The organism is Humitalea sp. 24SJ18S-53 (assembly GCF_050632385.1).
Taxonomy (GTDB): domain Bacteria; phylum Pseudomonadota; class Alphaproteobacteria; order Acetobacterales; family Acetobacteraceae; genus Humitalea.
On record NZ_CP192599.1, the window covers coordinates 5,321,502 to 5,335,136 of the forward strand.

General features: G+C 67.5%; 15 protein-coding genes, 1 tRNA gene and 1 pseudogene. 7 read left to right on the forward strand and 10 right to left on the reverse strand.

From position 1 onward, the window contains the following. Nucleotides 1–7 precede the first annotated feature (7 nt). The 4 genes from ACQW02_RS25595 (at nucleotide 8) to ACQW02_RS25610 (ending at nucleotide 2,016) form a co-directional block, all read left to right on the forward strand. On the forward strand, nucleotides 8–574 hold the full coding sequence (locus ACQW02_RS25595; RefSeq protein WP_431285970.1) for a Maf family nucleotide pyrophosphatase: 567 nt from the start codon (nucleotides 8–10) through the stop codon (nucleotides 572–574). Further along, on the forward strand, nucleotides 571–1,677 hold the full coding sequence (locus tag ACQW02_RS25600) for a ribonuclease E/G (protein WP_431282742.1): 1,107 nt from the start codon (nucleotides 571–573) through the stop codon (nucleotides 1,675–1,677). Before ACQW02_RS25595 ends, ACQW02_RS25600 begins: the two co-directional genes overlap by 4 nt. Then, entirely contained in the window at nucleotides 1,670–1,852 is a 183-nt protein-coding gene (yacG, locus tag ACQW02_RS25605) for a DNA gyrase inhibitor YacG (RefSeq protein ID WP_431282743.1), read from the forward strand. The genes ACQW02_RS25600 and yacG overlap by 8 nt, the downstream gene beginning before the upstream one ends. 88 nt (nucleotides 1,853–1,940) lie before the next feature. Beyond that, nucleotides 1,941–2,016, forward strand: a tRNA-Phe gene (locus ACQW02_RS25610). A 199-nt stretch (nucleotides 2,017–2,215) separates the two neighbouring features. Here ACQW02_RS25610 and ACQW02_RS25615 read toward each other — a convergent pair. The 7 genes and pseudogenes from ACQW02_RS25615 to ACQW02_RS25645 form a co-directional block, all read right to left on the reverse strand. Continuing rightward, nucleotides 2,216–3,205 (reverse strand): annotated as a pseudogene (locus ACQW02_RS25615) (site-specific integrase); the annotation flags it as partial. Continuing rightward, entirely contained in the window at nucleotides 3,190–3,432 is a 243-nt protein-coding gene (locus tag ACQW02_RS25620; protein ID WP_431282744.1) for a helix-turn-helix transcriptional regulator, read from the reverse strand. The pseudogene ACQW02_RS25615 and the gene ACQW02_RS25620, both read right to left, overlap by 16 nt. Nucleotides 3,433–3,656: 224 nt before the next feature. Next, nucleotides 3,657–5,660 carry a head maturation protease, ClpP-related gene (locus ACQW02_RS25625; protein ID WP_431282745.1) on the reverse strand — a complete coding sequence of 668 codons (2,004 nt, stop codon included), beginning with the start codon at nucleotides 5,658–5,660 and terminating at the stop codon, nucleotides 3,657–3,659. Beyond that, nucleotides 5,653–5,955: a hypothetical protein gene (locus tag ACQW02_RS25630; protein ID WP_431282746.1), complete on the reverse strand. Its 303-nt coding sequence runs from the start codon at nucleotides 5,953–5,955 to the stop codon at nucleotides 5,653–5,655. Before ACQW02_RS25630 ends, ACQW02_RS25625 begins: the two co-directional genes overlap by 8 nt. Next, complete coding sequence (locus tag ACQW02_RS25635) at nucleotides 5,948–6,598, reverse strand: hypothetical protein (RefSeq protein ID WP_431282747.1); 651 nt, start codon at nucleotides 6,596–6,598, stop codon at nucleotides 5,948–5,950. Before ACQW02_RS25635 ends, ACQW02_RS25630 begins: the two co-directional genes overlap by 8 nt. A gap of 222 nt (nucleotides 6,599–6,820) precedes the next feature. Then, nucleotides 6,821–7,270, reverse strand: coding sequence for a hypothetical protein (locus ACQW02_RS25640; RefSeq protein ID WP_431282748.1), 450 nt, complete (start codon nucleotides 7,268–7,270; stop codon nucleotides 6,821–6,823). A 77-nt stretch (nucleotides 7,271–7,347) separates the two neighbouring features. Then, complete coding sequence (locus ACQW02_RS25645; RefSeq protein ID WP_431282749.1) at nucleotides 7,348–7,542, reverse strand: Arc family DNA-binding protein; 195 nt, start codon at nucleotides 7,540–7,542, stop codon at nucleotides 7,348–7,350. A gap of 78 nt (nucleotides 7,543–7,620) precedes the next feature. Between ACQW02_RS25645 and ACQW02_RS25650 the strand changes: the two genes are divergently transcribed. Then, nucleotides 7,621–7,881: an Arc family DNA-binding protein gene (locus tag ACQW02_RS25650; RefSeq protein ID WP_431282750.1), complete on the forward strand. Its 261-nt coding sequence runs from the start codon at nucleotides 7,621–7,623 to the stop codon at nucleotides 7,879–7,881. Nucleotides 7,882–7,953: 72 nt separating this feature from the next. Beyond that, the gene (locus ACQW02_RS25655) at nucleotides 7,954–8,535 is read left to right on the forward strand and encodes a hypothetical protein (RefSeq protein ID WP_431282751.1); all 582 of its coding nucleotides are present in this window, start codon (nucleotides 7,954–7,956) and stop codon (nucleotides 8,533–8,535) included. A 165-nt stretch (nucleotides 8,536–8,700) separates the two neighbouring features. On the opposite strand, the gene ACQW02_RS25660 is transcribed toward ACQW02_RS25655, so the two are convergent. The 3 genes from ACQW02_RS25660 to ACQW02_RS25670 form a co-directional block, all read right to left on the reverse strand. Beyond that, on the reverse strand, nucleotides 8,701–9,186 hold the full coding sequence (locus tag ACQW02_RS25660; RefSeq protein ID WP_431282752.1) for a hypothetical protein: 486 nt from the start codon (nucleotides 9,184–9,186) through the stop codon (nucleotides 8,701–8,703). A 114-nt stretch (nucleotides 9,187–9,300) separates the two neighbouring features. After that, nucleotides 9,301–9,516, reverse strand: coding sequence for a hypothetical protein (locus tag ACQW02_RS25665; RefSeq protein WP_431282753.1), 216 nt, complete (start codon nucleotides 9,514–9,516; stop codon nucleotides 9,301–9,303). After that, the gene (locus ACQW02_RS25670; protein ID WP_431282754.1) at nucleotides 9,513–11,693 is read right to left on the reverse strand and encodes a phage/plasmid primase, P4 family; all 2,181 of its coding nucleotides are present in this window, start codon (nucleotides 11,691–11,693) and stop codon (nucleotides 9,513–9,515) included. Before ACQW02_RS25670 ends, ACQW02_RS25665 begins: the two co-directional genes overlap by 4 nt. Before the next feature lie 315 nt (nucleotides 11,694–12,008). On the opposite strand from ACQW02_RS25670, the gene ACQW02_RS25675 reads away from it, so the two are divergent. Then, nucleotides 12,009–13,631, forward strand: a complete 1,623-nt coding sequence (locus ACQW02_RS25675; RefSeq protein ID WP_431282755.1) for an ABC-F family ATP-binding cassette domain-containing protein — start codon at nucleotides 12,009–12,011, stop codon at nucleotides 13,629–13,631. Nucleotides 13,632–13,635: the final 4 nt, after the last annotated feature.

Below are 13,635 nucleotides of genomic sequence, written 5' to 3' on the forward strand. Positions count from 1 at the left end.
CCCGCCGCTGCTGCTGGCCTCTGCCAGCCCGCGGCGGCTTGATCTGCTGGCACGCCTCGGCATCACGCCCGACCGCATTGCCCCCGCCGATGTCGACGAGACCCCGCTGAAGGCGGAGTTGCCGCGCCTGCTGGCCGCCCGCCTGGCGCGGGCCAAGGCCGAGGCCGCCTTTGCCCTGAACCCCGATGCGCTGGTCCTGGGTGCCGACACGGTGGTCGGCGTCGGCCGCCGCATCCTGCCCAAGGCCGAGACGGAAGCGCAGGCCCTGGCCTGCCTCGACCTGCTCTCCGGCCGGCGGCACCGGGTCTATACGGGGGTGGAGGCGATCCATCCCGGCGGCCGGCGATCCCGCCGCCTGGTGTGCAGCGTGGTCGCCTTTCAACGCCTGACCGCCCAGCAGCGCGACGCCTACCTGGCCGGCGGGGAATGGCGCGGCAAGGCCGGGGGCTATGCCATCCAGGGCGCCGCCGAGGGCTTTGTGCGCTTCCTGTCGGGCAGCCATTCCAATGTGGTGGGGCTGCCACTGTTTGAAACGGCGCAGATGTTGCGCGGGTTGGGGTGGCTGGTGCCATGACGCGCAGCGCGATCTTTGTCTCCGTATCCCCGGGCGAACGCCGCATCGCACTATGGCGCCAGGGGGTGTTTGAGGGCGCCTGGATCGAACGCCCCGCCCGCCCCGATGGCGTGGGCGACCTGGTGCTTGGCCGCGTCGCGGCGGTGGCTCCGGCCATGGCCGGCGTCTTCGTCGCGATGCCCGACGCCGAGACCGGCTTCCTGCCGGAATCCGAGGCCAAGGGGATCGACCTGTCCGAGGGCAGCATCCTGCCCGTCCGCGTCACCCGCGCGGCCCAGGGCGGCAAGGGGCCGCGCCTGACCGCGAAGGTGCCGAAGGGCACCGACGTGTCCGGCCAAGCCCCGTGCCTGATCGCCCGCGGCCCGGATGCGGCGGTGCGCATGGCCGAGGCGTTTCCCGGTCTGGCCGTCGTGACCGACGATGCGGCCGAGGCCGGCCGCCTGCGCGCCATTTTGGGTTTGGGGCGAGTCGGCCTGGTCGCCACCGCCTTCGACGCCGAGGCCGAGGAGGCTTTTGCCGCCCTGGCCGAGCCCGAGGTGCCGCTGCCAAACGGCGGGCAATTGACCATCCAGGTGACGCGCGCGCTGACGGCGATCGACGTTGACGCCGGCCCCCATGCCGCCCGCGACGCCAATGCCGCGCGGGCACTGAACCAGGCGGCGCTGGTCGAGGCGGCGCGGCAGATCCGCCTGCGTCACCTGGCCGGCGGCATCCTGCTGGATGCGGCGGGGATGCCGGCCAAGGCCCGTGCCGCCCTGCTGGCCCCCTTCGCCGCCGCCCTGAAGCCCGACCCGCTGGCGTCGGTGGTCGGGCTGTCGGGCTTAGGCTTCATCGAAGTGCGCCGCGCGCGCCTGTATCCGCCGCTGCATGAATTGATGACCGGCCCGCTCGGCCAGGGCCTGGCCACGCTGCGGGAGGCCATGCGCGAGGCCCGGGCGATGCCGCAGGCCACCCTGGCGCTGAGGGCGACCCCGGCGGTCATCGGCGCGCTGCAGGGTCTGCCAGGGGCGCTGGAGGCATTTGCCGCCGGCGCGGGGCATCCGCTCGTGCTGCGCCCCGATCCGGACGCGCACAGGCCCATGCTGGAGGACGTCCATGGCTAGCGCCCCGAAGCCGCGGCCCTGCCCGATTTGCGGACGGGCCCCGGTGGCGCCGCATCGGCCGTTTTGCTCGGATCGGTGCCGCCAGGTGGACCTGGGGCGGTGGCTGACCGGCGCCTATGTGGTGCCGGGAACGCCGCTCGATCCCGATGATCAGGAACCGTCCGCGGAAGACTGACGTCGCGCGGGTGGACAGGCGGGCGGGGTTTCGGTATTTGCCGCGTCCTCTACCGCTTTTCGGCAGCGCTGCTGCCGGGACAGCTTGGGCCCAGGTAGCTCAGTTGGTAGAGCATGCGACTGAAAATCGCAGTGTCGGTGGTTCGATTCCACTCCTGGGCACCATCCACTTTGAATAGCCTTTCTTTTCAATCGGTTGTGTAGCGTTTTCGTCCCACTCCGGCGTTGGCGCGCTGGGTGGGACTTTTATTTTGGCAGCTTCTTCCGCCGCCACGCGAGCAAGAGCGCCCGCTGCCATCACGCGCTGGGCTGCCCCGGCGGTGTATCGCGCCACCTCTTTCAGGGTCCGATGCCCTGTCACGGCGGCGATTTCGTTTGCCGAACAGCCAAGCTCGGCCAGGCGGCTCGCGGCGGCCTTCCGCAGGCCGTGGGGCGAGCACTGCGGCAGCCCGGCAGCCTTGCACCAGGCCCGGAAGCGGTTGCCGAAGCTATCCACCGTGTAGGGCGTGCCGCGTTCGCTGGTGAGGAAGTGCAGGCCCGTGGTCGGCGTCGCGGCGATGATGTCGGCCAGCGCGGGAATGATGGGCAGGGACAGCGTGACAGGCTTGCGGTTGCGGTTCTTCTGCTGGGTGAACGTCAGCACCCCGTCGCGGACGTGCTGGCGGCCAAACACCACCACGTCGCTCCGGCGTTGCCCGGTGAACAGCAAGAGTGCCATGGCGAGGCGCGGCTTGGACCCGATCGGCCAATACGCCTCGAACTGCTCCACTTCCTCCCGGGTCCAGGAATGGAACCCGTCGCCCGTCGCCGCGAGGTAGGGGACAGCCTTGGCCGGGTTGTCCTTCACCAGGCCAGCAGCGATGCCATGCTTGAAGACGGCCCTCAGCGCCTTCACCAGGCTGTTGGCGGCCTCCGGGGTTTCGGCTTTGTCGTCCCGGAACTTCAGCACGTTCCGCGGTTCCATCATCGCGGCGCGGTTGTCGCCCATGGTCGGATTCTTTTGGGCCTTGGTGGCGAGGAATTTTTCGAGGATCAGCCGGCGGACGTGCCCCGACCGGGGGTCAAGCCGCTTGAAGTCGGCGCTGCGGTAATAGGCGACCACGAGCGCCGTCATCGTGCCGGGGACGACGGCCCCGACCGTCCGCTGCGGAGCCGCCGGTGCCGTTTCCATGGCGCGGCGATACTCGGCATCGAAGGCCGTGCCCGTGGGGTCCTTGGGGTCGTTCGGATTCTCATGCAGGCGGACCTTGGGCATGCCCGGCCGGCGCAGGTAACGACGCACGTTGCCGTGGCGGTCGGTGTCGCACACAACAAATCTGTAGCGCCGCACGAGGTCGATCACGGGGCGTCCCATTCGTTCGCTTCCGTTTCACCGCTGGCGGCGGCACGCATGTCTTCGGCCCAGGCTTCGAGGTCGCCTCGGTGCCATGCCTTCAGGCTGCCCGTGGTGGCAATTGGCTTGGGCAGCCGGCCGGCCTTCGCTTCGGCGTCAAACGTGCTGGGCGACATGCCAACATACTGCGCCGCCAACTCCCGGCGCAGCATGAGGGGCCAGCCCGGCAAGGTGCCGCCGTCGCGCATCAGGTCCCAGGGGGGAGGTGTTCGTGATGTGCCATGACGCGCCTCCGTTCCGAAGCTGTTGCGGGTAGTCGCCCCCGCCATGAAGGAACGGCGGGGGCGTTAGTCCTTGCTGGCCGCGCAGGGAACCACCCCTGCCGCCTGCTGTCGGTGTTATCTCGGACACCGCCGACTGGTCCGAGCGCGAGGGCCGGAGAACCCTGAGGCCGCGCGCCGCGGCCGTAGCGTCACACGCCGGCGTTGGTGACCCAGCCGATCGGGTCCTGCACCGCCGCCGCCACATCGAAGTGGATACGCAGCGTCGCGCCCAGCACCTCGGGCGAGGTGAAGGTCTCGACGGTCGGCGTCTGCTGACCATGGAGATAGCCCATGGTGATGCAGCGGCGGGTGACGGGGCGGGGCGCCAGCCACCAACGGTTGCCGGTGAGGGCCGGCTCCACGATCACCGTCAGGTCGTAGGGCTGAACCTCGGCGCGCGTCGTGGTGGTGGTGAGCGCCGCGACGAGTTGCCGCGCCAGGTATTCGCGGGCCGGCGAGACGACGATGGCGTAGGGTTCCAGGGCGAACACGATGTTGCCCTTGCCATCTTTCTGAGACCGCATCAGCGCCACGGCATCGGCCAGGCTGGTCGCCGACAACACGCCGCTCGTTCCGATGTTGCCGCGTGTCGCGTCGAACCAGGGCAGTGCATCGCTCAGCGTCGGTCCGAGCCCCGCGCCGGCGGTCAGCAGCCCCGCCGCCAGCAAGCGTTCACGTGCCGCTGCACCCTGCGCGCTGGCCATCATCCACTCGGCCAGCCCGCCCAGGTCGTCGTTCACCAGGGCCTCACGAGACACCGGGAAGATGTTGGCGAAGGTGGCCAGCTTGATCTGTTCGCCGTTCTCCATCGGGAACGCCGCCGTCACCTCGCCGCCTTCGTTCACCAGGTCGAGCGGCTTGTGCTGGGCCAGTCGGATCAGTGTCGTGGGGCGGAAGTCGGGAAGATCGCGGATCTGCGCCAGCTCAACCAAGCGGGTCCGCAGCGTCGGGTAAAGCTCAGCCATCGCGCGGCTGGCGCCCGAGCTCAGCAGGCTCGGAAGATCCGACGTGGTCAGACGGGCGAAGATCTGTTCCGCCGCCATGCCGCGCCCGACGTGCTGGCCACGCTGCTGCAGCCGGTGCGCCATGACGTCCGCGATGGTGTATCCGCGCAGGCTGGCGGCGGCGCCGGTTGGGGCGCGGCCCAGGATGCGCGCGGCGATGTATTCGCTCTCGGCATCGTGGGTGGTCTCCCCCCCCTCGGGCAGCGCGCGCACGGTGGACGGCGTGACCGCGGCGGCATGCGCCGTGGCCATCGCATCCAGCGCGGCAGACACGGCGTCCGCCTTGGTGGCGCTGGCCGCGGCCTGGGCGGTGACCCAGGAAGTGTCCAGGTTTGCCCGCCGGGCGATGCCCGCGAGCTCAGCATGTGTTGCGACGGGAACGGCAGCGCCGCCCGGTTCGGAAAGCGTTACCGACATGTGTGTGTGTTCCTTCGTGTGTGACTGTTTCTGCCCCATGGCCGCGATCTGAGCGGGGGGCATCCTGAAGCAGGCGATGATAGCCTGAGCAGCAAGACTGGTTGGGCTGGCCGGGGGCGCGGCCGCGCCGAGCAGGTGGGTCGCAAACCCCTTGGCCAAGGCCTCGGGGCCGTCCATGTAGGTTTCGGCATCCATCATCGCCGTGATGGCGGCGGGCTCCAGGCCGGTGCGCGCGGCGTAGATGCGGACCATGATGGCGTCGATCTTGCCCAGGATTTCGGCCGACGCGGCGTGATCCGCCTTCGTGCCCATGGTCACCAGGCTGGCGTTGTGGATCATCATCATGGATGCGTCGTGCATCTCGATCCGCGACGCGGCCATGACGATGTAACTGGCGGCGCTGGCCGCCAGCGCGTTGACGCGGGCGGTCACGGGGCCGCCGTGCTGCGCCAGCATGTTGAAGATGGCGAAACCGTCCAGCGCCGAGCCGCCGGGGCTGTTGACCAGCACGGTCAGGGGCGCGCCGGCGGGGATGCCTTTGAGCGCGGCGCGAACATCGGCGGCGGTGACATCGAATCCGATGGCGCCTTCGATGACGATCTCATACCCGCTGGCCCGCTTCGCAGCGCTCGCGGGCGACTTCGCAGCGACTTCGGGAATCTCGGCCGCAAGCGCCGCCGCCTGCGTCAGAAGGTGCTGCACCGGCGACACGAAAGGGAGCGCGTCAGGCATTGCCACCCGCCCCCGCAAAGATGCGATCGAGCGCGAAAGATGCGTCCGCGGCGGCGGCGTCGGCCGCACGCTCGCGCGCCTCGCCTACGGCCACCAGGAGCCGCCCCAGGCCCACCAACTCGGACGGCTCAAGCTCCACGCCCATGCCTTCCCCGGAGGCGCAGATGGCGACCCGTCCGGTGTGCGAGACGAGGAGGCCGGTGTGGATGCGGGAACCGCGCACAGCGGCGAAGACGGGGACGGGCAGCACCAGGGCGCCGCCCACCGGCGGGAGGGCGGGGGTGTCGTCATTCATGGTCGGGGGCCTCGGCGTAATCGGGGAACAGGGGGAGGACCCCCAGCGCATCCAGCAACGCCCGGATCACGCTGCGAACGTGCGGCGTCACGTCGAGCATGATGCCGGCGAAGGGCAGCTTCTTCCGATTGGGCAAGACCTTGTGATTGAACGCTGCACCCTCGCCCACAGGGCAAAGGTCGCCACGCCAGAAGCGCACCTCGGGGGAAACGTAATTCACCGGCCCCGCGATCAACCGGCAGGGCTGGGCCAGATCGTCGAGAGGCGCGAGGAAATGACCGCTGCGGAGCTGGCGAACGGCTTCTTCCCGAAGCCAGGCATTGCCGCGTTCATCCTTGAGAGCATCGAGGCCGAAGTCGCGGTGCAGAATCGCGCTGTCGAGGATCGCGGTCCCGATCTTCAACGGCAGGCCGAGGCCCTTTTCCGTGTCCGTCAACTCGCCCAGCAACTTGAGATAGATCGCATCAACGACGTGGAAGGTCCGCCGCGACCCCGTGCCTGGGTGCGCTGGCTCGAGCGTCGTGAACACCCCGCGCTTCACCCATTCGGTGATCCGCGCAGCCGGCAGGCCGGTGGCCGCGGCGACCACCCCGATCTCGAAGGTGCGGCTGGCCAGATGTTGCAGAGCGCTCGGGTTGGGCATGGCAGAAACTCCTTTATAAGAGAGTATATACCATCTCATGTGGGTGTGCGCAATCTTTATGGCGCGACAGGTCAGGGATATGAGAAGGGCGCCGTCTGGCGCCCCTCCGTCTTCAGGCAGCGCCCTACGCCGCGGCCACAGTCTGGGGCTTCGGCGGCAATGGAGCGGACGGTAACGGGCGCCACGTGCTGATCGGTGGCGGTATCCGGCAGCGGGAGGAAGTCACGCCGCCTGCCCGCCGTAGAGGCGCAGCAGATCGTTCACGATGCACCAGGCCCAATCGGCGGCTGGACAGTTGGCCGGGTCCTCGACACCGTTCGGCATCTGCGCTTCGGACTTCGCGGCGCGGGCGATGGCGAGGATGCCCTCCATCGTCTGCGGGTCGGCATCATCGATGGCATAGAGGGTGCGTTCGCATGCCGCCCATAGCGGGTCGTCTTCACAATTCAGGCGCCCGCCGTCGCGGTTATAAGCGGCGATGTTGGCGACGTGTTCGGCACAGATGCGGATCAAGTCCGCGTCCGGGTTCGGCGCCGCGACGACGGTTCGTGACGCGGCGGCACAAACCCCGAGGGCGGCAAGTGCGCCGCGACGCGTCGCGGCGATACCGGGCCTCCGGATTGGTTCCGGTTGGAATGCGGATGCCGATGGATTATTGAGTTTGTCGGTCATGATCTGAAGTCCTGTTCAGGTTGTGAGGACCGCTCGCCCCCTGGCAGGGGCAGAACGGCATTGAACCGGCGGCGGAGTCAGGCCTGCAAAGCTTCCCCCGCCGCCGGGGCGCCGGTTTCCCGGCCCTTCTGCTGGATGCCCATCCGGGCCATCTCCAGCCGAAACGTGATCTCCGAATTCATCGTCCGGCAATTCTGCTTCGCCTGCTCTCGCAGCCACGCCTTGAGCGTCGGTGAGATTCGGACCCGCATCATCTGTGGCTCGGTTTCCATGCGGCCTCCTTTCGTGCCCACATTATGGGCCATAACGTGGGCATACCGTCAAGGCAGAAAGTGGGCCACGATGTGCCCATGAACCGGACCGACCCCCTTTTCAAACTCCGCCTCCCAGACTTCCTCCGCGAGAAGCTGGAGAAGGAAGCCGCGAACAACCGCCGAAGCCTCACCGCCGAAATACTCGGGCGTTTGGAGATGTCCTTTTCCGATACGGCCGAGCGTTTAGATCGGTTGGAGAGCGAGGTCTTTCACGGCGAGCGCGGGAACGAAGATCTTGCCGGGCGCGTCCGCGAACTGGAGCGCGAAGTTGAAACGCTATCCCGAAGCCGCCGCTAACTTGAACCATTGCCCTCAGCCCACTGGTTCATTGTTGCGCCCCCCCGCCACAACCGCCGATAGAGTGACACCATGAAACACACGCTCTTGGCGGTCCTGACCGTTGCGCTGGCCGGTTGTGCGCCGCAGACCGGCCCATATTCCGCCGAACAACTGGCCCAATGGGAGAGCGAGAGTTTGGAGCGGTTACGTCAAGTAACTGAGCAAGCAGCAGCCGCAGAGCGAGCCCTAACCCCCGCTGAACGCACAGCCCGCGACAACGCAGCCGCGAAAACCGCCCGCGAAAACGAACTTCTAGAACGTGCCCTGACCAACTCCCCCGACTATGCCGCAGCTATCCGCCGCGCGGCCATTGCGAACGTCGATGCGGAACCGCCGCAGCCTGGCCGTCGTGTGCCACGCGAGCAACGCATCACCGCCGAGGAATCCCGGTTATCCGATGCGATCGAGGTTCGCCGGCGCCAGCGGATGCAAACGCAGGCGAACATCGACCAGACCCGTCGCGACATCCAGGCCGAGGCCAATTGTCGCGCCAGAGGTCAGGCAATCGAAGCCGCCTATTATGACCGCCGGTCGTTGCTGAATCTGGAGGCTGCGTTGAATGGCAACCAGGCGATGCAGGAATGCCTGAGCGCTTACCGCCGCACGAGGTGACGCCCCCGTCATCATGGGCGCCGAACGCGTTACTAACGACCCCCTGCCTTCTTAGCCTCATCCATCGCGGCGCGGGTCCCTTCTGGGGTCTGGCGTATACGGGTCACAACAGCACGACAGTTCGCTAGCGCCAGGGCGGAAAATCAGAGACGCGACGCAGAGCCATCACCCACCCGACACCGCCCGCGTAGCCCCCAGTTCGGCCAGTGCCTCATACACCAGCCCCGTCAGCACCTCCCGCACCTCCGTAGGCGTCTCCACCCCGACCAGCAGCGGCGCGGCCTTGGACGGTATCCCCAGCAGCTTGGCGCGGGCGTTGGCGAAGGCACCCTGCATCCCAGCCACCACGTCGCGCGCCGGCACCAGGTCGCCACGGGTCAGGGCGTTCTTCATGGCCTGTCCATCAGCCTGCGCCCGAGCCAACCGCGCCCGCTGCTCGACCAGGTCCAGCCCGCTGCCATCCCGACCGGCCCGGCCCGCCGCCTGCTCCCTCAGCCGCCGGCAATAGGCCCGCGTCGCCGCGCCGCGTCCGTAGCGCCCGCCGGGCTCGCGGGGGATCACCCCTTCCTGCGCCAAGCGTCGGACCAGCCGGGGTGTCACGTCCCAATCGGCGGCCAGCACCGCGGCGGAAACCAGATCGTCAGTGGCCATGGGGCGCCCAGGTGGCGGCGGAACCCCCTTTGGAAAATCCGATGGCTAGCGAGATCACGTGCTGTTGTGACCCGTATACGGCGGTTGCCAGGAGGGACCCGCGCAGGCTGAGCGTCATCGCCGTGCCTCCCTCGCCAGGCGACGCAAGGCGCCGACAAGCTCGCTCTTGTCTTCGTGGAAGGCATGGGGCTGGCCCGATGATGGCGGGCGCAGCCGGGTTGCCTGTTCGGTGATGGCGTCGATCAGTTCGGCCAAGGGGCGCATGGGGGCGCAGGGGGGCGCATAGTTTCCATTCCCCGCCATGCGTGTGCGCGCGCGTGTGTGCATCATGGGTTTTCCTCCGCCCCCATGCGCCCCCTGCGCCCCTCATCGGGCTTCAGGCCGATGCCCTGGATGTGGTCGGAGCCGTTCACCCGCTTGTATTTCACCTTGGGCTGGCGTTCGGCCCACCCCCTGAAGCGGCTGCGGCTGGCCTCAGGCTCGCCATTGCGCGTTGCCCATGCGTTGAAGTCCGAAAGCAGCTTGCCCGGTCGTTCCTGAAGGGACGGGTCGCAGATGCAGCGATCGGCCAGCCATTGCCCGAAGGCATCTTGCGCCTCGAAGTATTCCGCCGTCGCATCTGCCACCACCGCAGGCTTCGTCAGCCCGTCGCGCTGCCAGGCGAGGCATCCCCCGATCATCCACCGCAGGATGGCGGGCCATTCCGCCTTCAGCTTCTCCTCCAGCTGGCGATCGGGCGCGGCCGGCTTGTGGATGAACGGGACGATGTTGAACCGCCGGCGCGCGGCCTCGTCCACATTCTTCAAAACGGGCTTATGGTTGCCGACGATGGTCAGCTTGAATTGCGGCCTGAAGGTGAAATTGTCCTGGCGCATGAACCGCGCCGTGACGGGATCGCCGCCGGTTAGCTGTTTGATCCGCGTCTCTGCCCAGGCCCGGCCTTCCTCGGTCTCCGATGCCGTCACTAGCCGTGCGCCTCGCAGCATCGCCATGTCAGTCGTGTGCTTATCGTTCTGCGAGGCCGTGAAGGCGTCCATGGTGGCGGTCGTGGCGTAGTCGCCCATGATGCCCGACACGGTGTTGAGGAAGACGGATTTACCGTTGCCGCCCGGTCCGTAGCCGAAGAGCAAGGCATGCTCGCGGATGTCGCCGGTCAGGGCATAGCCACACCAGCGGCGCAGGAACTCGATTAGGTCGGTATCCTTGCTGGTGGCATCCTCCAGGAACTTCAGCCAGGTCGCCGGGGGCGGGCCATCGCCGGGCGCCACGGCCGTGGTCTTGGTTATGAACTCAGCGGGCGACGCGGGCCGGAGGATGCCGGTCTTCAGATCCACGGTGCCGCCAGGCGTGCCGAGCAGGAACGGGTCGCGGTCCAGGACATCGGCCTTGATCGCCATATCTCCCCGCTTGGCGAAGGTTTCCACGGCGCCCGCGAAGCTGGCCTTGCCGGTGATGGCCTTGCCCTTGAAGTCGGCGTTTCGGTTCATCTGGTGAACCAGTTGCCGTGCCCAGGTGAAGGCGACGCCGCGCATGGCGATGGCCCAATGCGTGCCGGCCCACTGGTGCCACTGCCCAGTGTCTTCGCAGAAGCGGAACACGTCGCGGTGCTGGGCCTCAAACACGCGGGCGACGCCATCCTCGGTTAGCTCGATGTCATCGTTCGCCGGCTTCGTCCCGGCCCGGTCCCAGATGCGCCGCAACTCCCGCTCTCCGCTGGCGGTGCCCTTCTCGGCCAGCCAATCAGCGGTGCGGGGGTCGCCGTCGAGCGCCTGCTTCAGATCCTCATACGTGCCGCCGTCCCGCTTCACCGCTGCACCCATGGACATTGCCAGTGCCGATCGGCTCTGGTCCGCCGATTGCGACCGCGCACCCTTGGGGAAGATGCTGGAGGCCTTCGCCGGCTTTGCTGCCATCGCCGGCCCGGCTTCCTCGATCAGCCATCGCAGGTCGGCCATGGGCACCTGCCGCAGCGCTTCGGGCGAACCCGGCAGGCGGTCATCAGTGACCGCGAAATACCGTCCGGCGATATACATCTCGATCCCGGGCGGATGCTCGCTGGCGCCGGCCCGCTTAAACTGGCGCCCCGTCTCGCTGCCCATGATTCGGCGCAGGGGGGGCAGGTCCTCTGGGTCATAAGTGAAGAACAGCTTCGCGCCGGTGCCAGACGGCGACACCTCGGCATAGGTCTGGAACCGGTCGATCACGGCCAGCGCCCAGGGTGCCCAATCGCCGGTCTCTGCCCGGCAGGTGTCTAGGTCGATGCCGCCGACGGCCAGGCCATCGTGGTCGCCGAGCTCGATCCCGACCCCACCATCGCCAAACGGCTTCGGCAGACGGTCAGCACAGGACTTCGCGGCCTCGCGCGTGCCCCAGGTGGCGGGGTCATCGGCCTTCCCCTTCCGGCCGTCCGGCGCGTAGGGGACTTTAGTCGGCTTGCCTTTCGGCCCGCGGCCTTCGACCTGCCAGGCCACCCAGCGGGGGGCGTCGGCGAGGTCGGCGAGCGTCATTTCCGGGCGTTGATCGGCGCCCAAAAGTGGGACACTCTGATTTGTGGCCCTAGAGAAACCTTGGCCTTGTGAAACGTCCCACTCGCCCTTAGAACCTTGATTTACTTGCGCTTTCGCGCTCCACTCCTGGGCACCATCCCTTTGTTTTTTGCGTTTGTTCCCAAGCTCTTGCGGGAAATTTTCAGTCTCGCTGCCATGTGGACCATGGGCAGCCATGGCCGCCTGACGCTTGCCTCCCCCGCGAAGGCCCGGACATGTCCTTGGCCGCGGCCCATGCCATAAGCGCGCCGCAACCGTTCCAAGCCCCGAGCCGACATGATTCGTCTAGATAATATCAGCAAGCAGAATGGCCTTCAGCTCCTCTTCATCGAGGCTTCCGCGGCGCTTCAGAAAGGCGAGAAAATCGGCCTCGTCGGCCCGAACGGCGCTGGCAAGACGACGCTGTTCCGGATGATCACCGGCCAGGAGCAGCCCGACGAAGGCCAGGTGTTCGCCGAACGCGGCATCACCATCGGCTTCTTCAGCCAGGACGTGGGCGAGATGTCCGGCCGCAGCGCCGTGTCGGAGGTGATGGACGGCGCCGGCGACGTGAGCAGCGTCGCCGCTGAATTGCAGGCGCTTGAGGCCGCCATGGCCGACCCGGACCAGTTCGACAAGCTGGACGAGATCATCGAACGCTTCGGCGAAGTGCAGGGCCGCTTCGAAGCCCTGGGCGGCTACGCGCTGGAGGGCCAGGCGCGCGAGGTCCTGGCCGGCCTCAGCTTCAGCCAGGAGATGATGGACCACGACGTCGGCGCCCTGTCGGGCGGCTGGAAGATGCGCGTGGCCCTGGCCCGCATCCTGCTGATGCGCCCCGACGTCATGCTGCTGGACGAACCGAGCAACCACCTCGACCTCGAAAGCCTCATTTGGCTGGAGCAGTTCCTGACGGGCTATGAGGGCGCGCTGCTGATGACCTCGCACGACCGCGAGTTCATGAACCGCATCATCAACAAGGTGATCGAGATCGATGGCGGTTCGCTGACCGCCTATTCCGGCGACTACGAATTCTACGAACAACAGCGCCTGCTGAACGAGAAGCAGCAGCAGGCCCAGTTCGAGCGGCAGCAGGCGATGCTGTCCAAGGAAATCAAGTTCATCGAACGCTTCAAGGCCCGCGCCTCCCACGCCGCGCAGGTGCAGAGCCGGGTGAAGAAACTCGACAAGATCGAAAGGGTCGAACCGCCAAAGCGCCGCCAGACCGTGTCCTTCGATTTTTTGCCCGCGCCACGGTCCGGCGAAGACGTGGTCAACCTGAAGAACGTCCATAAGCGCTACGGCAGCCGGGTGATCTACGAAGGGCTGGATTTCCTGGTGCGCCGCAAAGAACGCTGCTGCGTGCTGGGCACCAATGGCGCCGGCAAATCCACCTTGTTGAAACTGGTGACGGGATCGACCGAGCCGGACCAGGGCACCGTCGCCCTCGGCGGCAGCGTGAAGATGGGCTATTTCGCGCAGCACGCCATGGAATTGCTGGACGGCGACCACACCGTCTTCCAGGCGCTGGAGGATTCATTCCCCCAGGCGGCGCAAGGATCTTTGCGTGCGCTGGCCGGCTGCTTCGGCTTTTCCGGCGACGAGGTGGAAAAGCGTTGCCGCGTGCTGTCGGGCGGTGAAAAGGCGCGGCTGGTCATGGCCAAGATGCTCTACGACCCGCCGAACTTCCTGGTGCTGGACGAGCCCACGAACCACCTGGACATGGCGACGAAGGAGATGCTGATCACGGCACTCTCGCAATACGAGGGCACCATGCTCTTCGTCTCGCACGACCGGCACTTCCTCGCCGCACTGTCCAACCGGGTGCTGGAACTGACGCCGGAGGGCATCCACCAATACGGTGGCGGCTACACCGAATACGTCGCGCGGACCGGGCACGAGGCACCCGGCCTGCACAGCTAACCGT